The organism is Marinomonas posidonica IVIA-Po-181 (genome assembly GCF_000214215.1).
Classification (GTDB): Bacteria; Pseudomonadota; Gammaproteobacteria; order Pseudomonadales; family Marinomonadaceae; genus Marinomonas; species Marinomonas posidonica.
This window is the reverse complement of sequence record NC_015559.1, coordinates 2,636,496-2,657,822: the sequence shown is the minus strand read 5'-3', so window position 1 is coordinate 2,657,822 and position 21,327 is coordinate 2,636,496. Positions and strand designations below refer to the sequence as shown.

At 44.5% G+C, this 21,327-nt stretch carries 19 protein-coding genes and 1 pseudogene; 9 read left to right on the top strand and 11 right to left on the bottom strand.

Annotation, left to right across the window (positions count from 1 at the left end; genetic code table 11):
* Positions 1-212: 212 nt before the first annotated feature.
* Positions 213-3,656 (bottom strand): PAS domain-containing hybrid sensor histidine kinase/response regulator, encoded by a 3,444-nt coding sequence (locus tag MAR181_RS12300; RefSeq protein ID WP_013796922.1) that lies wholly within the window; start codon positions 3,654-3,656, stop codon positions 213-215.
* 153 nt (positions 3,657-3,809) lie between these two features.
* On the opposite strand from MAR181_RS12300, the gene MAR181_RS12295 reads away from it, so the two are divergent.
* The 3 genes from MAR181_RS12295 (at position 3,810) to MAR181_RS12285 (ending at position 5,645) form a co-directional block, all read left to right on the top strand.
* Positions 3,810-4,172: a DOPA 4,5-dioxygenase family protein gene (locus MAR181_RS12295; RefSeq protein WP_013796921.1), complete on the top strand. Its 363-nt coding sequence runs from the start codon at positions 3,810-3,812 to the stop codon at positions 4,170-4,172.
* Positions 4,173-4,387: 215 nt separating this feature from the next.
* Positions 4,388-4,870: an FKBP-type peptidyl-prolyl cis-trans isomerase gene (locus tag MAR181_RS12290; RefSeq protein WP_013796919.1), complete on the top strand. Its 483-nt coding sequence runs from the start codon at positions 4,388-4,390 to the stop codon at positions 4,868-4,870.
* A 247-nt stretch (positions 4,871-5,117) separates the two neighbouring features.
* Positions 5,118-5,645, top strand: a complete 528-nt coding sequence (locus tag MAR181_RS12285) for an Mpo1 family 2-hydroxy fatty acid dioxygenase (protein WP_013796918.1) — start codon at positions 5,118-5,120, stop codon at positions 5,643-5,645.
* Positions 5,646-5,793: 148 nt separating this feature from the next.
* Here the strand turns inward: MAR181_RS12285 and MAR181_RS12280 are convergent, their stop codons facing one another.
* The 5 genes from MAR181_RS12280 to MAR181_RS12260 form a co-directional block, all read right to left on the bottom strand.
* Positions 5,794-5,997, bottom strand: a complete 204-nt coding sequence (locus MAR181_RS12280) for an RSP_7527 family protein (RefSeq protein ID WP_013796917.1) — start codon at positions 5,995-5,997, stop codon at positions 5,794-5,796.
* 132 nt (positions 5,998-6,129) lie between these two features.
* Entirely contained in the window at positions 6,130-6,393 is a 264-nt protein-coding gene (locus tag MAR181_RS12275) for a nitroreductase family protein (protein ID WP_216086343.1), read from the bottom strand.
* A gap of 61 nt (positions 6,394-6,454) precedes the next feature.
* Complete coding sequence (locus MAR181_RS12270; RefSeq protein WP_013796916.1) at positions 6,455-6,961, bottom strand: hypothetical protein; 507 nt, start codon at positions 6,959-6,961, stop codon at positions 6,455-6,457.
* A gap of 89 nt (positions 6,962-7,050) precedes the next feature.
* Positions 7,051-8,817 carry a sodium:solute symporter family protein gene (locus tag MAR181_RS12265; RefSeq protein ID WP_013796915.1) on the bottom strand — a complete coding sequence of 589 codons (1,767 nt, stop codon included), beginning with the start codon at positions 8,815-8,817 and terminating at the stop codon, positions 7,051-7,053.
* Between the two features lie 6 nt (positions 8,818-8,823).
* Positions 8,824-9,084 (bottom strand): DUF4212 domain-containing protein, encoded by a 261-nt coding sequence (locus MAR181_RS12260; protein WP_013796914.1) that lies wholly within the window; start codon positions 9,082-9,084, stop codon positions 8,824-8,826.
* A gap of 152 nt (positions 9,085-9,236) precedes the next feature.
* Here MAR181_RS12260 and MAR181_RS12255 point away from each other — a divergent pair, with 152 nt between their 5' ends.
* The 4 genes and pseudogenes from MAR181_RS12255 to MAR181_RS18620 form a co-directional block, all read left to right on the top strand.
* Positions 9,237-9,887, top strand: coding sequence for a DUF6500 family protein (locus MAR181_RS12255; protein ID WP_013796913.1), 651 nt, complete (start codon positions 9,237-9,239; stop codon positions 9,885-9,887).
* Entirely contained in the window at positions 9,869-10,291 is a 423-nt protein-coding gene (locus MAR181_RS12250) for a GNAT family N-acetyltransferase (RefSeq protein WP_041651334.1), read from the top strand. Before MAR181_RS12255 ends, MAR181_RS12250 begins: the two co-directional genes overlap by 19 nt.
* Positions 10,292-10,300: 9 nt before the next feature.
* A complete protein-coding gene (locus MAR181_RS18625; protein ID WP_245546155.1) occupies positions 10,301-10,462 on the top strand; it encodes a hypothetical protein in 162 nt (53 codons plus the stop codon).
* Positions 10,463-10,480: 18 nt separating this feature from the next.
* Positions 10,481-10,756: pseudogene (locus MAR181_RS18620) on the top strand (MOSC domain-containing protein); the annotation flags it as partial.
* Between the two features lie 26 nt (positions 10,757-10,782).
* Here MAR181_RS18620 and MAR181_RS12240 read toward each other — a convergent pair.
* Positions 10,783-12,465, bottom strand: a complete 1,683-nt coding sequence (locus MAR181_RS12240; protein ID WP_013796911.1) for an aminotransferase class V-fold PLP-dependent enzyme — start codon at positions 12,463-12,465, stop codon at positions 10,783-10,785.
* A 38-nt stretch (positions 12,466-12,503) separates the two neighbouring features.
* The gene (locus MAR181_RS12235; protein WP_013796910.1) at positions 12,504-12,977 is read right to left on the bottom strand and encodes an Lrp/AsnC family transcriptional regulator; all 474 of its coding nucleotides are present in this window, start codon (positions 12,975-12,977) and stop codon (positions 12,504-12,506) included.
* Between the two features lie 173 nt (positions 12,978-13,150).
* Here MAR181_RS12235 and MAR181_RS12230 point away from each other — a divergent pair, with 173 nt between their 5' ends.
* Together MAR181_RS12230 and MAR181_RS12225 are read left to right on the top strand one after the other, a co-directional pair.
* On the top strand, positions 13,151-13,351 hold the full coding sequence (locus MAR181_RS12230; protein ID WP_041651332.1) for a hypothetical protein: 201 nt from the start codon (positions 13,151-13,153) through the stop codon (positions 13,349-13,351).
* Between the two features lie 131 nt (positions 13,352-13,482).
* Complete coding sequence (locus tag MAR181_RS12225) at positions 13,483-15,375, top strand: methyl-accepting chemotaxis protein (RefSeq protein ID WP_013796908.1); 1,893 nt, start codon at positions 13,483-13,485, stop codon at positions 15,373-15,375.
* Positions 15,376-15,473: 98 nt separating this feature from the next.
* Here the strand turns inward: MAR181_RS12225 and MAR181_RS12220 are convergent, their stop codons facing one another.
* The 3 genes from MAR181_RS12220 to MAR181_RS12210 are packed head-to-tail and all read right to left on the bottom strand — an operon-like array spanning position 15,474 to position 21,288.
* On the bottom strand, positions 15,474-18,656 hold the full coding sequence (locus MAR181_RS12220; RefSeq protein ID WP_013796907.1) for an efflux RND transporter permease subunit: 3,183 nt from the start codon (positions 18,654-18,656) through the stop codon (positions 15,474-15,476).
* Complete coding sequence (locus MAR181_RS12215) at positions 18,653-19,915, bottom strand: efflux RND transporter periplasmic adaptor subunit (protein ID WP_013796906.1); 1,263 nt, start codon at positions 19,913-19,915, stop codon at positions 18,653-18,655. The genes MAR181_RS12220 and MAR181_RS12215 overlap by 4 nt, the downstream gene beginning before the upstream one ends.
* A complete protein-coding gene (locus tag MAR181_RS12210; RefSeq protein WP_013796905.1) occupies positions 19,912-21,288 on the bottom strand; it encodes a TolC family protein in 1,377 nt (458 codons plus the stop codon). The genes MAR181_RS12215 and MAR181_RS12210 overlap by 4 nt, the downstream gene beginning before the upstream one ends.
* Positions 21,289-21,327 lie beyond the last annotated feature (39 nt).

Below are 21,327 nucleotides of genomic sequence, written 5' to 3'. Positions count from 1 at the left end.
CCTACATCCATGTAGGGGTCAGCGTGGGAATAACTCTCTTTTATTCGAGGCAAGTTTAGCGCCCAAGTATATTGTAACAAGCTTAATAAAGGATAAAGAGAGCTTAGCCCACGCCCTTCTGGTCTTTCAGAGAGACCGTTTCTCTGATAAGACTGACGTTCAGAAGACTTATTCGCACCTTCCCTAAGTATTTGTGTCTATTTAGGCTAAGTTCAGGATTTTTGTACATGGCGTATTAAGGCTCTGAGCTTGGCTGGCTTAGCCGGTTTGGCCATATAACTGATTTGTTGAGCTTTACAGGTTTCAATTAAATCCGGCTCGCGGGAAGCGGTTAATAAGGCCGCAGGAATGCAGTGACCGGCTTTCTCTCGCAAAGCTTGAATCAGATTAAGACCGTCTTTATCACCATCCAGATGATAATCTACTAATAACAATTCCGCTTCTCCTTCTGCTGCAAAAGCGTGCTCATAGTTCTGAAAACTGCGGCATTCGCATTGCCAGTGTGCCAAAAGACTTGCCATAGCGGCTAAGTTGTTCGCATCATCGTCAATACACCAGACACGACAGTTGCTATGATCCTGTGTTTTCTCATCGGGCTCTATTTTTGTTTTAGGAAGTGGGGTTGTCTGGTTGGTCGCCATCGGAATTTGAATGCTAAAGCAGCTCCCTTTACCTGGAATTGAATGTACTTGGGTAACGAGTCCTAGCTGTTTTTGCATGCGACGTACCAGACCCAGCCCTAATCCCATACCGGGTTCTTGCGTGTTTTCCCAACGATAGAAGTCATCAAATACCTTGTCTTGTTCAGCATCAGGAATACCAACCCCTGTATCCCAGACTTGCAATAACACTTGATGTTTGCGCGGACGAACACTCAATAAAACTCGACCTTTTGGGGTATATTTCACGGCATTTGAGACGAAATTCTGGATGATACGACGTAAGTAAATGGGGTCAGAATACACATTAAATGAGCGTAAATGGGTGCTAAATTGAATCTTTTTACTGGCCGCGATGACATCAAATTCAGCGATGATGGGTCTAAGAATATTGTCTAAGTTACAGGTTTCAAGAGTAGGTTGAATCGCCCCCTGATCTAATCGTGCTATTTCTAATAAGGTCGAAATCAGGGCTTCAGTGGATTCTAATGAATCAGACAATTTTCGAATGACATGCCCTGTGTCATCTTCTAATTCGGTTGAATTAAGAATGCCCATATAGAGCTTTGCGGCGTTCAGTGGCTGTAAAATATCGTGACTGGCCAACGCGAGGAATTCGGTTTTTGAGGCATTGGCTTGTTCGGCTTCGCCTTTGGCATCCATTAAGGCTTTTTCGGCTTTATTTCGACGATTGATCTCCTGAAGCAGTTCATGGTTGACGCTTTGTACTTCTTCTGTGCGTGCTTCAACGCGTTTTTCGAGATCAATGTTGGCTTCTTTGAGAGCTTGTTGGCTTTCAATATGCTCTGTAATGTCAGTAAAACTGGTGACGAAACCGCCGTCTGGTAATGGATTTCCGACCATTTCAATAACTCGGCCATTGGCTCGACGGCGTAAAAAACGATGGGTTGTGCCTTTCTTTAAATGATCAAGGCGTTTGTTAACCAAATCCTCAATTTCCCCAACGCCACACTCGCCACGTTGGGCATTAAAGCGAATCAGTTGCTCAACTGGTAAACCGACTTTCAGCATGCCTTCCGGATAGGGGTAGAGTCTTAAATAGGTTTTGTTCCAAGCAACAATGCGTAACTCTTTATCTACCACACTGATGCCTTGATCAAGATTGTCCATAGAGACGAACAGTAGGTTCTGACTGAATTGAATCGCTTGCGTGGTTTCGTCTAAGTAGGTCACCATTTCTTCCACCTTGATTTGTTTGTCGATCAAGATGGAATTAATGATGGTACGCGCTGAGGAACCGCCTAAAACCCCCCCTAAAATGCGTTCGCAATAATCGACAAACAAACGGTTTGGCGAATCGCTCGGCGTCATGCTCTGATTGTAATCACGTTCGAAATTGTCCAGCACCTGCTGTGATTTTTGCTTACCTAAAAAGGTGCTCAGCAAGACAAAGAAATCACTGTTGGTTGCCTTGCTTTTGGGTTTAAAGAAGCCTTTTTCGAGCTCGGTTGTTGGGCTGACAAAGGCGGTCGCTTGAATTCGGTCAATCAATCTTTCGGTTGATAGTAAAGAACCAACGACGTAACCAAAAATGTTTGCTAATAAACTGATGAAAGCACCGTAACTAATGACTTCAGAACGGGACTGTTCACTGTCTAAGCCCCATTCGATGCTACCACTTAATGGCAACATCATGAGTAATATCCAACTGATAAAGCCAAACGTTAGACCAGTGTATACACCATAAGCGTGACCTCGTTTCCAGTAGAGCCCTCCGAATACGGCGGGCATTAATTGCAATACTAAAGAAAAGGCTAAAACCCCTGTCCCGGATAGGGACTCGTGGTTGGCCATTTTCTGATAGTACAAGAAAGACAAAGTTAAGATCCCCATCATGGCTAAACGGCGAATTACTAAAATACGTCGACGATATAAAGGCAAAGCTTGCTGTTGCGCGCTAGCGCGAGCCAACATAATGGGCAGAATCACATCGTTACTGATCATGATGCTTAAGACAAAAGTCGCGACTATGGTCATAGCGGTGGTTGCTGAGATGCCGCCGAGAAAAATTAATATTTGTAATGGTAGGTTGTCAGAAACCAAAGCGAATTGAATCACATAAGTATCTGGATTGATGCTGGACGAGAATAGACCTTGGCCGGCGAGAGAGATAGGCGGGATGATGAGTGCAAAGATCGCCAGATACAAAGGGAACATCCATCGAGCCATGTTGGATTGACGCTTGTCTTGATGATCGACTACGGTGACGTGGAATTGACGTGGCAAGCAAATTACCGCAGCAGCGGCCATAAAGGTTTGCATTAAAAAGGGGAAAGATAGGAAGGCATCCGGATGCCAAACAGACACATCAACCCTTTCTTCCAAGGTGGCAAAGTTTAAGTCCTGTGTCATGATCCAGACAACTAATCCCACGGCGATAATCGCAATTAGCTTGAAGAGAGATTCTGCACCAATCGCCAACATCATGCCTGATCGGTACTCGGTAACCTCTACCTTGCGAGTGCCGAACAGCATAGCGAAGACGCCCATTAATATGGACGCAATCAGCACAATAAGCGTAGATGAGGATTCCTCTTGGTGGACGAACAGAGCAAAGTTAGAACCGATGGCTTTGAGTTGTAGCGCAATATAGGGAATGACTGCGAGCATACAAATTAAAATTACCAGTGGGGCTGTTATTGGTCGTTTGCCATAACGGCAAGAGATAAAGTCGGCAATGGAAGTGATGTTTTGCTTGTGACTGACGGTGATCATTTTTCGCAGCAATGGAAAGGCGAATAAATACAATAGGATAGGACCTAATAGGATCGGCAGATAGTTCCAGCCAGAACGGGTGGCTTCACCAACCGAGCCGTAAAACGTCCAAGCGGTGCAATAAATCGCCAATGAGAGGCTGTAAACCAGTGGGTGTCTGGTTAACTTTTTCGCTTGAGGACCTTCTTTATCCCCCCATAAGGCGATAAAGAATAGGCCCATTACATATAAAATTGCTAATAGAATCCAAAAAACCGTCATGGTCTAAGCACCTGAATATAAAGCATTGTTTTATTCTTTGATGAGAAAAGGTAGCACACTTATTCTGATAATCCTCTAAGACTTAGGTCGTGTTAGCGGACCCTAAGCGATCCAAGGCATGTTAGAATGCTTAGGAGCATTGAGGAGGAGTTCATGACGTTACCAGACAGTATTCAGATTAAGGCTTATCACGCTCATCTGTACTACCAAGATCAAGAAGGGCTGATAATGGCGCAAGCATTAGCTCAGCAGGCGTCTGATTTGTTTGACATTCGTGTGGGACGATTCCATCAAAAGCCAGTAGGACCTCATCCTTTGTGGAGTTGCCAATTGTCTTTTGCGGCAGATGCGTTTGCTGATGTTATACCATGGCTAATGATGAACCGTCGAAGCCTTGATGTGTTTGTGCATCCTTTAACTGGAGATGACTACCTAGATCATACCCAAGGCGTAAGTTGGTTAGGGCAGTCTCATACCTTGGATACATCTCAATTTCGAGTGAAAAATGTACGATAACACTGGGATAAGGGACTTTTTTTGCTTTTTTCCCAAAAAAATTAACCTTAACCCTTTAAAAATGCCTTATAAGACCAAGATCTACGAACTGGTGATTACGTTATTAGGACGTTATTATAGCTAACGCTCGGGTTCGTGTTGTGGCGGTGTATCGCAAAATAGTTTGCTTGTATCAAGCGCTCGTTCCCTTATTTAAGATAAAGCTGGAGAATACAATGCAAATTTCTGAAAACACCGTTGTGAGCATGCACTACACATTGACAGACGATCAAGGTCAGCAACTTGATTCTTCTGTCGGTCAAGAACCATTGGTGTTCTTGAGCGGTGCGCAAAACATCATCGACGGCCTAGATAAAGCCCTTCAAGGCAAAGCCTCTGGTGAGAAATTGACTGTGTCGGTTGCTCCTGAAGAGGGTTACGGTGAGATTCATCAAGAACTGATTCAAAAAGTACCATCGGAAAACTTCCAAGGTGTCGATGACATTCAAGTGGGTATGCAGTTTATGGCGCAAACGCCAGGCGGTCAGCAGCCTGTGACGGTAATTGGTGTCGAAGAAGACGGTGTAATGTTAGATGGTAATCACCCGCTAGCAGGTAAGACATTGAATTTTGATGTTGAAATTGTCGACGTTCGCGAAGCTTCTGCAGAAGAGCTTGAGCATGGCCATGTTCATGGTGAAGGTGGTCATCAACACTAAGCTTTAGGGCTTCATATTGATTAAGAAAAACGGCTTCTTCGGAAGCCGTTTTTTTATGTATATCTGTAAACAGATTTAAGTGCGTACTTTTTGTCATTCTTGATAAAACGGAAGATGTGGGTTTGCTTGAAAAACGCGTTATAAACAAAGCATATAAATGGAAATATGATATTAACAAATGGTATTGACTAATATGATGCCGATGCGTTTTACTGATATCTCAAACAATAATAAAAGAGGTCTGATCATGAAGAGCCTACTGGAGCATTTATCCCAATATGCATACTACCATCAAGATAGACGCAATGTGGCAACGCATTTCATTGGTATTCCAATGATCGTTTTAGCCATTGCTGTCTTGCTATCTCGCCCGAATTTCTCCGTTTTTGATGTGTCTCTTACGCCAGCAATTATTGTGGTGGTACTGAGCAGTTTATTTTATTTATCTTTGCATTTGGTGATTGGACTCGCTATGTCTAGTCTCTTGATACTTAGTTTGTTTATCGCAGACTACCTTGCGGCACAAACGACCGTCATATGGCTAGTGAGTGGATTAGGCTTGTTTATTGTTGGCTGGATTTTTCAATTTATTGGTCATTACTTTGAGGGTAAGAAGCCTGCTTTTTTGGATGATGTTATAGGCTTGATCATTGGGCCATTGTTTGTCTTTGTTGAGTTTCTTTTTGTATTGGGAATAAAGCCTGAATGGCAGAAACAGATAGAACAATTTTGTGATTTGAAAAATCAAAAAAATCAGGTTACTGACGGTTTTTGATCATTCTTATGACATGATTGGTAGGTGAAGAAAGCGGGGAAGCGCTATCAATTATTATTTTAGCGCCTTTTCCGTAGGAGTAAGCCAATGAACTTTCACGTGAGGGTTCTCAAGAAAAGCGCTTACTCTAAACTCTTTTTAGCAAATCTTAAGCGTGTTGTGCAGAAGACGTTACTAAGTTTGATTTGATTTTAGCGATAGCAGATTTGATGGCTTTACCAGCTGAGGCGAATGAAGCAACGATGAATTCAGCGCGTTCAGCACGAGCAACAGCGATACGAACGTCGGCGTCAGATAGGTAAGCAGCGTTTACGTTATTGATTAGTTCAGCGACAGATTTTGAGTTGTTCATAGTGTTTTCCTTCTTTATCAAGTGACCCGCTTTGTGCTGGTCTATGGTGAATTTTTTCGATGTGTTAATGATAAGAAGAGTCAACAAAGAAGACAAACGATAAAAAATACCCTCAAAGGTGAATTTATTTCATCAATCATTTTTCTTTTGCCAGACGTCGTGATGAATAACCGATTCGACATTGCGACGTGTTAGCCAATCGGCTTTTTCTAAATCTGGCATGTCTTGAAATGTTTCTACGTAGCCGATGCAAAGGTAAGCAATAATGTCAATATTATCTGGGATTTTGAGAAGGTCGCGGCGTACTTGATCATGCAGAATGCTTACCCAACCAAGTCCAATATTTTCCGCTCTTGCGGCCAGCCATAACATCGGCTCAGTACTGTCAAAGAGCACATTATGATATGAGCAGGTGATTCTGCCAAGGCAATTATATTCAAGCTTAAGATGGCATTTTTCAACTACAAACCGCTGTGATTAATGGATCATTGTGGCCTAATGAATACCATTGGGTCGTTGAGTCGCTTTCTGCACTGAAAGAGTCAGTAAAATCAGCTCGAGCTGATTGCACGCAATCAATGACTTGTGGGACTCGTTTTGCCGTTGAACGACGTTCAAAAAAGTACAGATCTACCAAGATCAAATTCGGGTCAATTTTATTTTGTGCTGAGTTGGCGACATCCGCAGCAATGAAGCGAGTGGTTTGAGGAAAGACATAACTCCATGGACGCCAGATGGCTTTTTCTTCAACCGCCTTAACGACCACGACACCGGTTGGCAGTAAACTGGTTTGATGATCATACCAGTCATACTCACCTTGTACTTGAAAGCCAAGCATGCAAAGACCAGCAAAGGCAGGCACTAACCATTTAGGCGCCGTCTGCTTAGACAGTTTACGAATTAATAAAGCGATACCTGCACCGCCAAGACCTGCAAAAACAGTTGCGACCAATTCCCAAATCATACGGATGTGTTCCTTTGTTTGATTTTCTTATTATAAGGAAATCGAGCCTCGCGGAAAGCAAGGCTCGATTTTGAACAGGAAGGGCTCCGTTAGTGATCCACTGCGCTCCCTGCACCTTGTGGGTAACGAACACTTTCAACCAAATCTTGGATTTCTTTTGGTGGTTGCTCTGTCATCGATGATACCGTAAAGGCAACTGCGAAGTTAATCACCGCACCAATGGCACCGAAGGACAATGGAGAAATACCAAGTAACCAGTTATCTGGTGTATTTGCTAGGGTGGCTGTGCCAGGAATGAAGAACCAACCAAGGAATAAGAAAATATAAATCAAGGTTGAAATCAAACCAGCTAGCATGCCTGCTACAGCACCTTTACTGTTTACGCGTTTGGAGAAAATACCCATCATTAACGCAGGGAAGATGGACGCCGCCGCGATACCAAATGCCAGTGCCACTACTTGTGCAGCGAAACCGGGCGGATTCATACCGAGATAGGTGGCGACGATAATGGCGACAAACATGGATATCCGTGCGACCGTTAATTCCCCCTTGTCACTGATATCGGGGTTAATCGAGCCTTTTATGACGTCATGACTGACGGCAGAAGAAATGGCCAGTAATAAGCCTGCGGCGGTGGAGAGTGCGGCCGCGAGACCACCTGCTGCGATCAAGCCAATGACCCAACCTGGAAGATTGGCAATTTCAGGGTTAGCCAATACCAGAATGTCACGGTTAACTGTCAACTCATTTCCTTCCCAACCACGTGCTGTCGCTTCCGCTTCATAGGTTGGTGTATCGTTATAGAACTGGATACGACCATCACCATTTTTGTCTTCGTACTTGATCAAACCGGTTGTTTCCCAAGTTTGAATCCAGTCTGGACGCTCGGCGTATTCGATTGGTTGCTCAGTTGGACCAGATGGGTAGATGGTTGTCATTAGGTTCAAACGAGCCATAGAGGCTACCGCTGGTGCGGTTAAGTACAACAAGGCGATGAAGACTAACGCCCAACCAGCAGACCAACGTGCATCCGCCACTTTTGGTACGGTGAAGAAACGAATAATAACGTGAGGCAGACCTGCTGTACCTATCATCAAGGATAGCGTGAAGAGGACCATGTTCAGTTTATTATCCACATCGGCGGTGTAATCCCTAAAGCCGAGTTCTCGTACCACCTCATCCAGTTTCTGCAACAACGGCATACCGGATTCAGTATGAGTTGAGAACAATCCTAACGCTGGAATGAAAGAGTCCGTGAGTTGTAAGGAGATAAAGACAGCTGGAATGGTATAGGCAATGATCAAGACCACATACTGTGCTACCTGCGTATAGGTAATACCTTTCATACCACCCAATACGGCATAGAAGAACACCACAACAGCGGCGATCATTAACCCAGTATTTTTATCTACCTCTAGGAAGCGTGAGAAAGCCACACCAGCACCGGTCATCTGACCAATGACATAGGTGACAGACGCAGTAATCAAACATGCCACCGCAACCAGACGAGCGGTACGACTGTAGAATCGATCACCGATGAAGTCTGGTACAGTAAACTTACCAAATTTACGTAGATAAGGTGCGAGTAACATCGCGAGCAGGACATAGCCACCCGTCCAGCCCATGAGGAAAGTCGAGTTAGCATAACCGCCGGCCGCAATGAGACCTGCCATGGAAATAAAGGACGCCGCAGACATCCAATCGGCTGCTGTTGCCATACCGTTAAGGACTGGGTGAACACCACCACCTGCCACGTAGAATTCTTTGGTTGATCCAGCGCGTGCCCAAAAGGCGATACCGAAGTAAAGCGCAAAGGACCCACCGACAAATAACAAGTTAATAGCAAATTGACTCATATTGAATTACTCCTGCAGGCCGAATTCTTCGTCGAGCTTATTCATTCTCCAGGCATAGAAGAAAGTCAAAGCAATGAAAACGAGGATGGACCCTTGCTGGGCAAACCAGAAACCTAAGTCTGTTCCTCCAATATGAATCCCAGAGAGCATGGGACGTAGTAGGATGGCACAACCGTAAGAGGCGAGAGCCCAAACCACCAGACTTCCGAGGATGAGCCGGAGGTTGGCTTGCCAATACTTTTCTGCATTAATGCTATGATCTGACACAGTAGATCTCCTTATAATTATTTTTATTACGCTTCTCTAATCTAGCAGGGGCGAATTGAATAAGAAGTCAGACTTTAGTCGCATAAGGAGTATTAGCGAGGCTTATAGGTGCAAGCATCAAGCAGTTCAAATATGAAAAATGGAATAAATTCATGAATTTAGAGATGAGACAAAAGATTCTGTCAGTTTGCCAAGAAAAAATACGACAAAAGGGCGAAAAGGTTCAGGTATCATTCTATGCTTTCTTTGCCAATAAAAATGACCAACCTGAAGCCTTAATGTCCGTGGCGCGTTGGTGGATTGAAGAACATCAACTCAATCATTTTGAAAAAGCGACTAAGATCTATGCCATGGTCAAGGCTTATGATGACAAAGGCCTTGAGTCATTTGTAAAAGGCTTTAATCACCTGACACTGGCCGTGAAGGATATTACTCGTTCACTTGATTTCTATGTGAATCAGCTAGGGTTTAGGGCTGAGGTTCGCTGGGCAAAAGGAGCCTACTTATCTTATGGGAGTGCCTGGCTGTGCTTATCCTTGTGTTTGGATAAAAAAGAGGAGGTGAGCGAACATTATACCCACTACGCGTTCAACATTGATGCGGCTTCCTTGGCTGAGATGCGTAATAATCCAGCACTGGATATTTGGCAAACCAACCAAAGTGAAGGGGACTCCTTGTATGTAAGAGACCCTGATGGTCATCAATTGGAATTTCACCTTGGCTCTTTGTCATCCCGTTTAGCCTCGTTAAAAGAAACACCCTATCAGGATTTGGAGTGGTTATCGTGTCACAAGAAGGCTTAATAATTCGAAAAATTGAGGCTGAGACGGCTTTGCCATTACGTCAGCAAGTATTGTGGCCAAATAAAACCCTAGAGAAATGCCGTGTTGAAGAAGATGCTCAAGGTGAGCACTATGGTGTATATCTGCAAGGTTTGTTGGTTTGCGTGGCCTCTGTTTTTATTCAGCAAGACTCGGCAAGGCTAAGAAAATTCGCCACCTTAGAAACGTATCAGAGGCAGGGCATAGGTCAGTTTGTGTTACATCGTATCCTTGACGATCTGAAAGCGAGTGGCGTCCGTGTTTTTTGGTGTGATGCCAGAGAAAGTGCATGCTCTTTATATCAAAGATTCGGCATGACAAAATCGGGTGAGCGTTTTTATAAAGGTGACATTCCCTATCGTCGAATGTCTGTGTTGATTGAGTGAAGGACCGACATGATTGAAGCTATTTTTGTGGCGAAAAATGCCAAGCAAGCGCAAATGGCGATTGATGCTGTTAAGGTCGATGCCGGAAAAGGCATTGTGGGAGATCGTTATTACGGTAAAAAAGGGCATGACGGCCCCAATATCACCTTTGTTGAAAAGGAAGAAATTTAAGCCTTTAATCGAAATTTTGAGCAACACATCGCGTTATCGGAAACCCGCCGTAATGTGGTGACGGATGGTGTGCGATTAAATGCGTTAGTGGGCAAAACCTTTTGGATTGGTGAGACCGAATTTTATGGTGTGGAGTTGTGTGAACCTTGTGCTTTTCTTGGACGTCTATTAGCCAATGACACCTTAACGCCACCACAAGTGGTTAAAGCCTGGCTGCATCGCGGCGGTCTGCGAGCGAACGTCGTTCGCTCGGGTGTGATTCGGGTTGGAATGCCATTACAAGTAAAGGATTGATTCATGGCATCCCTGCCTGAAGAATCTCATACAAGATCTTGCACTAATACAAAGTCCCTTAATACTGCAAAGTCGTCATTAAATTCTTGTTGTTGCCAAGAATATTGAGGGGTTTGCGTATTCTGACAAGTGGCGACGAGTTGCTCTGCTTCCTTTAAATAGCGTTGAAACTCAGTGTGCTCGGTGTTAGTGAGCGTTTTACCTTGCCCACTTGGTGCTTGGAAAAGGCTGTTTAAACTGAGTGTGTGCTGTGATTGATTTTGAAAACGCCATAAATCTTTGGTGTTATCATAGGCATAAAAGGGCAGCAGAGTTAGACCATGTTCCGTGATGAAATCAATTGCCTGTAAGATAAAAAGAGCTTCAGCTTGAGAGATGAAATAGTTCAGATTAAAGCGAACCCAACCTGGTTTTAGCAGTTTTTCACCGGCTTCTAGAGCCTGTTGAATGTGTTCGGATTTCTGCTCGTCAATCTTAAGCAAAGCGTGGCCATAAGGCCCTGCACAAGAACAACCTCCTCGTACTTGAATACCAAACAGATCGTTTAATAGGGCTGTCACAAAGCCATGATGCAAATAGCCTAATGGTGTTTTGATGCGAAACGCCGTGATCGACAAACGTTCTGCATCATGATGGCCTAAACGTTCGATATTGGGGTTAAGCGCCCAATGCTGATGGATCATATTCACCAGCTGTTGCTCTTTTGCCTCAATGATGTGATCACCCACGGCTTCTTTTAATTGGAACACCAAACCTGCTCGAATGGATTCTATGATGGCGGGGGTTCCACCTTCCTCGCGTCTTTCACTAATGGGTAAAAAGGTGTGATCTTGTGGCGTCACAAAGGATACTGTGCCGCCACCAATATGGCTGGGTTTTTGATTGGTAATGATGGCCTTTTTCACCACCAGTATGCCCGGTGTGCCTGGACCGCCAATCAGTTTGTGCGGTGAAAAGAAGATCGCATCCTTGTGTGCTTGAGGATGGTCGCTTGGGTTCATATCCATTGCGACATAAGGCGCCGCCGCGGCAAAATCCCAAAAAGCCAAAGCCTGATAAGCGTGCAGCAAGCTGGTAATGGCGGTTTGATCACAAAGGATGCCAGTCACATTCGAAGCCGCACTGAAACTGCCAATCATACGTTTGCCTTGATGGCGTTTTAGTTGTGCTTCAAGAGTGCTTAAGCAGACGCCACCTTGTTCTGCTTCTGGAATGCGAATGACCTGAAAACCTAGCTCTCGCCAAGGCAATTCATTTGAATGATGTTCATAGGGTCCGATAAAAATGACGCATTGCTTTTTGTCGGCCTTATCCAGTGTTCTTAATCCTAATTGACTGATCAAGGTATTAATGGCGCTGGTGGCACCACTGCCACAAAAAATCACTAGATCCTCATCATTGGCCTTTACGGAACGGCGAATCTGTTGTCTAGCCTCTTCTCTAAAGGCGGTGGTTTGTTGACCTGTTGCGTTAGCCTCGGTATGAGTATTGGCATAATAGGGCAAGACTTGTTGTTGAATGAATTCCTCAATAAAGGCCAGACTTCGACCCGATGCGGTGTAATCCGCATAGGTTAATTTACGTTTGCCAAAAGGGGTATCAATTGTCTGCTGAGCACCAATAATGCTGTTGCGAATTTGGCTAATGAGAGCCGAATTTGCTTCCGCTTGATGAGTCGATGGTACATGAGAGAAGTCTGTCGTTATCATGAATTTGTCCTATTTTTGCCATGATCGACAGATGCCCTCTATTCTTGATTGGCTAGAGGTAAAGGTAACTCCGTGGTCCATTTGATTTGTTCCATGGCGAAGTTGGATGTCACATCTGTTAACGCAGTGGCACTGATTAAGCGTTTATAAAATTGGTCGTAAGCCGGAATATCTTTGACTAAGACACGAAGCAAATAATCGTATTCTCCTGCCATGCGATAGAATTCAACCACTTCGGGGAATTGCGCAACGACGTTGGCAAATTCACTTGCCCAATCCGCGTCGTGTTGATTGGTTTTGACCTGCACGAATACAGACACCCCCAATTCAAGTTTTTCAGGGTCTAATAACGCCACGTGGCGTTTGATATAACCTGATTTTTCTAAGCGTTGAATACGTCGCCAACAAGGGGTTTTTGATAATCCAACTTGTTGAGCCATGGCTTCTGTAGAAATACTATCATCGCTTTGAATTAAGGCAAGAAGTTGCAAGTCTGTTTCATCTAAGTTCATTTTGTACTCTTTTTTTTGTTTATTCTGAATTTATGTTTCAAAAGGATAGAGCAAAATAAATTTATCGCAATAGGGTTTCTGGGTTTAACCTGTAAGAGGAATTTTAATTCAGTCATGCCGTTCAAATTTTTTTAATAATGGGGGCTTTTTTGTGAGATTAAGACACTTTTAAGGTGAGATTTCCCATTGGTGTTGATATTCCTCATAAGATTGACGATAAGTTGACTGACAATCGTCTTGTTGCTGGCCACGATATTGTTGACAGTAATTCTGGTGATTATCTTGGAGGGCTTCATAAACGCCTTTTGTTGTGCAAGATGCTTGTAAACCAACAAGATTTATTAAAAGGACAAAATAAAATAGGTTTTTCATAGAAAATTCTCGGTGGTCATGGATCGCGATGGTTAGAAAGTCATTAAATTTTAATTTAAATGATTTACTATAACAATTGACCAAAAGGTCAGTATTGATTTTTCAACCTAGCGATATTAAAGGATTTCTATACGTGTCTTTAAAAATACGACTTATATATGCATTTGTGGCAGTGGTTCTGATTACAACCATCTCCATGGGATTATTAAGCTTTTATCAAGCCAGATCGGTCATGTTAGAGCGAACCACCAATACGGAGTTACCCGCTCAAATTAATCAGATTAAAATCGAGGTAGAAAATCAGATTGAGAACCTTGCTGCAACAGCGCAAACCTTAGCGAATAATCCATTGATTTTAGATTGGGCTGAAAAAGGTTTTGATCCAGCAAACGAAGCGAAGCTGATTGACTTACTTGGCAATATTAAAAATCAATTAGGATTAGATACGGCTTCTTGGGCGGATCGTCAAACGGCTAAATATTGGAACCAAGACGGTTTCTTACGGACTCTGTCGCCAGAGCGCGATACTTGGTTCTTTGATTTCACTAAGTCGGCGAATGATCGCAATGTCAGTGTGTATCGCAGTCAATCTAGTGGTGAAGTGAAACTCTTTGTGAATTATCAAAACGTTAATGGCCGTGGTTTAGCGGGTTTTGGTATGAACTTAGAGAAGATGACCGCTTATTTAAACAGTTTTACCTTTAACGGTAGTGGCTTTGTTTATCTAGTCTCCGCTGATGGTACGCTTAAAGTCCACCGGAATGAGTCTCTTTTAGAAAATACCAAAGTTACAGATTTATATGGCGATGAAATTGGTAAGACACTGTTGAAACGCGATGGCTTGAACATCATCATGTCTGATAATTCAGTACTGGCCAGTGAATACATTCCGGCGATGGGCTGGACTTTAGTGGCGGAGATTCCGCATAAAGCCGTGTTTGGTGGCGTGACTACCATGGGGCATTCTTTGCTTATTATGGGAATCATTTTAAGTATCATCACTGTTTTCGCGGCTTTATTTTTGGGTACAAAGCTGGTTAAACAACTGCAAGTAGTGGCCAATAATCTAACCGAAATTGGCGAAGGCGATGGTGACCTGAAGCACAGACTGGACGATAAAGGTCCAGCTGAGTTAGCCAATATCGGTTCTGGCTTTAATAAATTTGTGAGTGTCATTCACAACATGGTGATACAAGTGAGCCAAACGAGTGCTCAGCTTAATAATGCTTCAGAACAGATGCTAAGTTCGGCCAATACCATGCAATCTGATGCTAAAGGGCAAAGCGAACGAACCTCTATGGTTGCCTCCGCGATTCATGAAGTGGAAGCGTCTGTACGTGAAGTGTCTGGAAATGCCGCGCAAGCTGCGAAGAGTGCTAACCAAGTAGAAGGTGAAGTGACTTCTGGTCTAAATGTGGTGTCATCGGCCAAAGCAACTGTAGAGAACCTAGCGTCGGAAAGCCAGAAGACTGCGCAAGTCATCGAAGATTTGGCGAAAAACTCTGAGCAAATTGGCAGCATTCTTGAGGTTATTCGCAATATTTCTGAACAAACCAATTTATTGGCATTGAATGCGGCGATTGAGTCAGCACGAGCAGGTGAGGCCGGTCGTGGTTTTGCTGTGGTGGCTGATGAAGTTCGTAATCTTGCCAAACGAACGGCACAATCTACGGATGAAATTCAGAAGATGATTGATCAGTTGCAAACGGAATCTCGCAAAGCCCTAGCAGCATCTCAGGCGGGGCAGAAAATTGCGGGAGAAGGCGTAGAGTCGATGCAAGAAGCGCAAGCCTCGTTAAACAGCATTGCTGAGCAAGTGAAAACCATGAATGCCATTAATCAGCAAGTAGCCATCTCAACAGAGCAGCAATTGCTCGCGATTGAAGACGTCGCGAGTCATGTGACGGGGATTCAGAATTCGGTTGAAACCAGTGTCACGACAGCAAATGATGTCTCAGACAACAGTAAAGTACTACGTGAATTGTCCAGTAGTCTTGACGAATTGGTGGCACGTTTTAAGGTCTAATCCTAGTCCTAGTCCTTTTCCTAGAGACATACACCCCAATGCTGTTGTCAGCATTGGGGTGTATGTCTCTTTTCATTTTCCCAAGGCGAATAATGGGGTTACAAAACAGGTACATCCGACTTTGGGGTCATTTTGCGTTTGATGCGCTTGATCACGTTTTCCACATCCTCTTTGATCATCAAGAGAATTGGCATTAGTACCAAGGTGATCAGAGTGGCGAACATAATGCCGTAACCTAGCGAAACTGCTGCCGGAATCAAAGCTTGAGCTTGACGTGATGTTTCATACAAGATGGGCGCTAAACCTGCAAAAGTGGTGAACGAGGTCAATAACACGGCACGTAAGCGACTTTGGCAAGCCATGATGATAGCGCGGCGAATGTGAATGGTCTCTTGGCGCAAATCGTTGTAACGGGAAACCAGTAATAAGCTGTCGTTTACCACTACGCCGCTTAACGCCAAAATGCCGTTTAATGAGAAGATACTCAAGGCAAGTCCATTCATCCAGTGGCCTAATAAAGAGCCAATGATACCAAAGGGAATGGCCATCATAATGATGATTGGCTGGCTATAGGATTTCAACGGAATGGCCAGCAAGGCATAGATAATTAACAACGCCAACATAAACATCTTAAACAAAGAAGATTGTGTTTCCGCTTGTTCTTCTGCTTCTCCTGAAAAGCTAAAATCCACTTCTGAAAATTGTTTTTTGATGTTCGGCATGGTTGATTGTTGTAGCAATTCAACCACTTCGGTTGAAGACATGATGTCTTTATCGACTTCGGCTGACAGGTAGTAAGAACGCTTACCATCAATACGGATGATCTCAGTTTGCACCTCAATCTGTCCTAATGTTGCCACCGTATCTAGGGGCACACGTGAGCCATTATCAAGCGTAATCTTAGTGTTCATTATGGCCGCTGGTGACTCTTGCTGCGCTTCTGGATAGCCAATGCGAACTTCTATTTCGTCATTATCTCTTTGATATGACTGCACTTCTGTGCCATCAAAGTTGCTGGCTACCTGACTGGCCAATTCGGAGGTACTCAAACCCAGTAAGCGACCTTGCTCGCTCAAACTTAATTCTAAGCGAGACTCAGGAGGTGTATCGTACTTTTCAATGCCAGTCACCGCAGGGACTTGGTTTAACGCTTCGATCAGTGTATTCAACGCTTCGTCAAGTGATGTGGCATTAGAACTGGCGAGTTCTACATTAAGTGCATCCACGGCGCCATTTTGACCATTACGAATGCGCAAACTTTTTACCCCTTCTGGTGTGCCTGCTAAGCGCTGCCATTCGGTAGAAAACTGCGTCAATGAATAGGGCGCACCATTAACCAATTCGACACGGAAACTGCCTGATTGATCACTGGAAGTGTAGGTTTCAATGTTTTTCAAATAACTGCTTGGCAAATCCATTTGATCGGCCAGTTTGGCATGAGCTGCTTTGGTGAGATTTTTGTCCGCCTGATAGGCTTTTTGCTCTATCTTGATCAAGGCTTTTTCGGTTTGGCCATAGCTCGCATCACTTAACATGGTCAAGGAGGCTCGCACTGTGTCGCCAGGAATACGAGGGAAAAAGCTGGTGCGAATTTCACCCGTGAGTGGCATAGAAATCACCAAAGCAAACATGCTGATGAAGATCAAACTCATGGCGTATCTGTGACTCAGACAAAATTCAATAGAGGGTTTATACATGCGATGGCTAAAAAACTGCAGACCGCCATCGGCGCCTTTTTGTACCATCCCCCACCATTTTGCAAGCCAATTTTTAGCGGGCGCTTTGTGCGTATTCAAGTGTGATAAGTGCGCGGGTAAAATGATTTTGGATTCAATGATAGACAACACTAAACAAATGGCCACGACTTCGGCAAATTGTGAATAAATTTTTCCTAAACGACCATCAATGTTGGACAGGGCCCAAAAAGCGGCCACTGTGGTAAAGACGCCAAATAGCGTAGGCACAGCGACTTCCATCGTACCTTTGATGGTGTTGTTGAGGGTGTCGCCATCTCGTGAGCGCACCGAATAGATGTTCTCGCCAACCACTACAGCATCATCCACGACGATACCCAAGGCCAGAATAAAGCCAAAGGTGGTGATCATGTTCAGGGTTAAATCAACCTGACTGGTGCCCATTAAAAAGAGTGTGCCAAAGAAAATAAAAGGCAAGCCCGCTGCCACCCAAAAAGCCACTGTGATGTTGAGAAATATGGCAAGTAGTACAAAGACTAGAATCACCCCAGTTATGGCGTTTTTCACCATTAGCTCAAGACGTTGGTTAATGGATTCACTGCGGTCATTCCAGGTGGTCAATTCAACCTTGTAAGGCAGTTTCCCCGATGCTTGCCAGTTTTCAACACGCTTTTTAGTGGCCTCCACTGTGTTGATGATGTCGTCCTTGCCGATTGTATTAATGCGCAGTGACAAGCTGTTTTGCTGATTAAAGCGTGACAAGACGAAGTCGTCTTCATCGTACGCGTCTTCAATGTTAGCGATGTCGCTGAGTGTCAGCTCGGCTCCGCTACTGCTGGTTTTGATGGGAATGCGTGCAAACTCTTGTTTGAAATACGCTTGTTCGGATGTGCTGACTTTGAGGTACAGGTCCTCGTTGCTCAGTGTTGCAACCGATGCGCTGGCGGATTCAGTGTTAATCGCGGTACTGATATCTGCTAGGGTGAGATCGTAAGCTTCTAGCTGATTTTTATCGATCTTAATTAGCATGCTCGGATCACGCCAGCCAGAAATGGACACCGAGTTGATTTCTTTGTCTAGTAACAGCTCGGTTTTTAAATCGTAGGCGGCATTTTGCAGGGTTCGACGATCTGTGTCGCCGAATAACTGAATGATAATGGCCAATTCAGAACGGGTATCTTTGGTGATAACCGCAGGATCGGCATCACTTGGGAACGAGGAGATTTCATCTACTTTGTCTTTGATATGATTAAAGACTTCATCCAGATCGTATCCGTCTTTGATCTCAACATTGACTGAACCGCCATTGCTAGTGGAAGTCGACATGACATTGTCGATGCCTTCTAAGCCTTCCAATTGCTGCTCAATCAAAATAGTGACACTTTCTTCAGTGGCTTTGGCTGAGCCGCTGTCGTAACTGACATCAATGTCTATGCCATTTGGAGGTAAGGTTGGGAAGCTTTTTTTGCTTAACGAACCTATGTTGATCACCCCCAAAGTAATGATAAAAATCATTAGTAAGTTGGCGGCTACTGGGTTTCCAGCAAACCAAGCAATGATGCCTCTTTGTTGATCATTCGGACTCATTTTTCAGTTTGCTCCATGGCGTCAACTAGGGTGCCTTTCTGATAACTGTTATAGGGTTTGGTCAGTACCGAATAAGGGGTGTCTCGCATCATTTCTGGTACTAAGATATAGGTATACTGAGCATCAACGAATAATGGCGTAGTAGGGAAGTAATCGAGACGATGGTTCTCGTCTATAAACCAAATGTCCCCTCGCTGGCTTAAGGCTGAATTGGGTAATTTCCACAAGTTTTGCAGGGTCTTACCTTGCAGTTCAACCGTCACAAACGCGCCCGGTAATAAAGGGGAGGCTTGATCCAGTGGCGCTTCCACCGCTAGATTCAGACTGCGCATGCGAGTGGTGGTGTCTATATGTTGGCCGACACTGATCACCGTTCCAGCCCAGCTTGCTTGACTATCAATACTCTTTACTGTGACGGGCCAATCACCAGCAAGAAGTGCTTTCGCGTCAGGCAATTTCGCCCAATCTGAACTGGCCAGCTCCAATGTGATTTCCACACGGTCGGTACTGTATAACGTCGCAATTTCACTGCTGGAACTCAGATAAGAGCCGGGCGAGATAGTGCGGGCTGTGACTAACCCATTAAATGGGGCCACAACTTTGGTGTGTTGCAGGTTTTCTCTGGCTTCCATAAGGGCGGCTTTAGCGGAATTGACTTCGGCTTTGGCTTCGGCCAATTGTGGAATACGCCATGTCAGATCGGAGTCGGGTTGATCGGTAAAACCAGCGGCTTGCCATTCTGCTTTGGCTTGGTCACCTTGTCGAACTTCTTCTTTTAAAGCTAATTCTGCGCTGGCTAAGGTTTTTTCTGCGCTGGCAACAGCACTGTTTAATTCGCGATTACGCAAAACCGCTAACACATCACCTTGTTTAACGCGTTTTCCGGCTTCCAGTTGCGGCGAGATTTCAATCACTTCACCGCTTACTTGACTGGTTAGTGTTAGAGAGTAGCGTGGAGCGGTAACTGCAGTACCTTGGATAATAGGGGCGTATTCGCCGGATTGCACCTTGATGACTGATACTTTAACGGCACTTTCATCATTGTTAGTATCTTGGTGGGCTCTGCTATCAGACATGGTTGGGCCTTTCCCCGGACCGGGCGCACCTCTTGGCCCATCTGGACCACCTCGACCTGATGGACCTTGGCCCATTTGTCCTGCAAATTTGTCGGTATTCAATTTGCTGTCAATGTAAAAGTAACTGGCCACCGCCAAAACAATTGATAATGCTAGTATGATCCAGCGTGAATAATGCTTCATTCTGGTTTTACTCCAAGTCCTAATGCCAGCCCTAAGGTAATTCGGTTTGCCAAATGCTCATAGATCAGTTCGTCAAGCTGTGCTTCAAGATCAAACATGGTGGTTTGCGCGGAAATAAGATCGCTCAACGCCACCAAACCATTGCGATATTTGGTTTCATATTGGGTTAAATTGCTACGCGAACTTTGTAACGCGTTGCGAATATGAGTTAAGCGTTGCTGTAATACTTTTTCTTGACCTAATGCGTCTTTGACTTCGTTCACTGCGGTTAATAGTGTATCTCGATAGCCTTGAAAGGCTTGCGCTGTTTGCAGCTTGGCCACTTCTGCTGCGGCTTTTAATTGACCTCCTTGATAAAGAGGTTGGGTTAACTGCGCTGCCAAGCTCCAAATAGGGGACGTAAATAAGGCCATTCGAGGCGATTCTGCCGCATCCGAAAGGGCAGCGCTTAAGCTAATGGAAGGCAACATGTCTTTATAGGCGACTTGGGTGCTTAAATCTGCGGCTTCTATGGTCAAATAGGCCGATTTTAAATCCGGGCGGCGTTGTAGGTTTTGCTCGGGTAAACCGGATAAGGAATAGCTGACTTCTGGATACTCCTGTTGGGGAGATAAAATCAGTGGCGTGTTACGGCCCAATAAGGTTTGTAATTCACGTTTTTGAATCTGCAGGTTTTCTTGGTATTGTGCCAAGGTCGCACGAGATTGAGACGTAGAGGTGCGTGCTTCGTCTAATGTTTCAAGATTATCCATGCCACTTTTGAAGCGTTTGACGATCAGTTGCTCGTTGGCTTCTAACAGGTTTAAGCGTTTAGTTTCTATTTCTATGGCATGTTGCTTGGCGGTCAAAGAGAGCCACGTCTTCATGACACTCGCCACTAGTGTGTCTTGGCTGGATTGGTATAAGGCTTCATCACTGGCGAGACTTTTTGCCGAAGCTGACTCCGCATTCGCGAGTTTCTGCCATAAGTCCAATTCCCAGCTGACACTGATTTTTGCAGAGTAGTCAGTCTCACTGTTTTTCTCTTCACTGACACCGACGCTGGCATCCACTGAGGGCAAATTTGCACCGTGGGATTTTTTTAGTTCCCATAAGCTTGCCTGTAGGGTCAGTGCGGTTTTTTGCAGGCTTGGATTGGCCGCTAAGGCTTCTTTAATGAGCTGACCCAGTTCATCACTTTGAACTAAATCGGTAAGGTAACTGATTTCGCCCGCTTGATCCAAGGATTGCCATTGGCTGGCTTGGATCTTGGTGCTCTCGAACTCTTGCTGCGCCAGATCAGCGTAATCCACTCTTTCTTGTGAGCTACTACAAGCGACCAAGGCGCTGCTGATGCATAACAGAGCGGCACAACGGAACGGTTTGCTTGTCATTGAATCAATCCTGATTATTTTCTAATGGGAACATAAGGG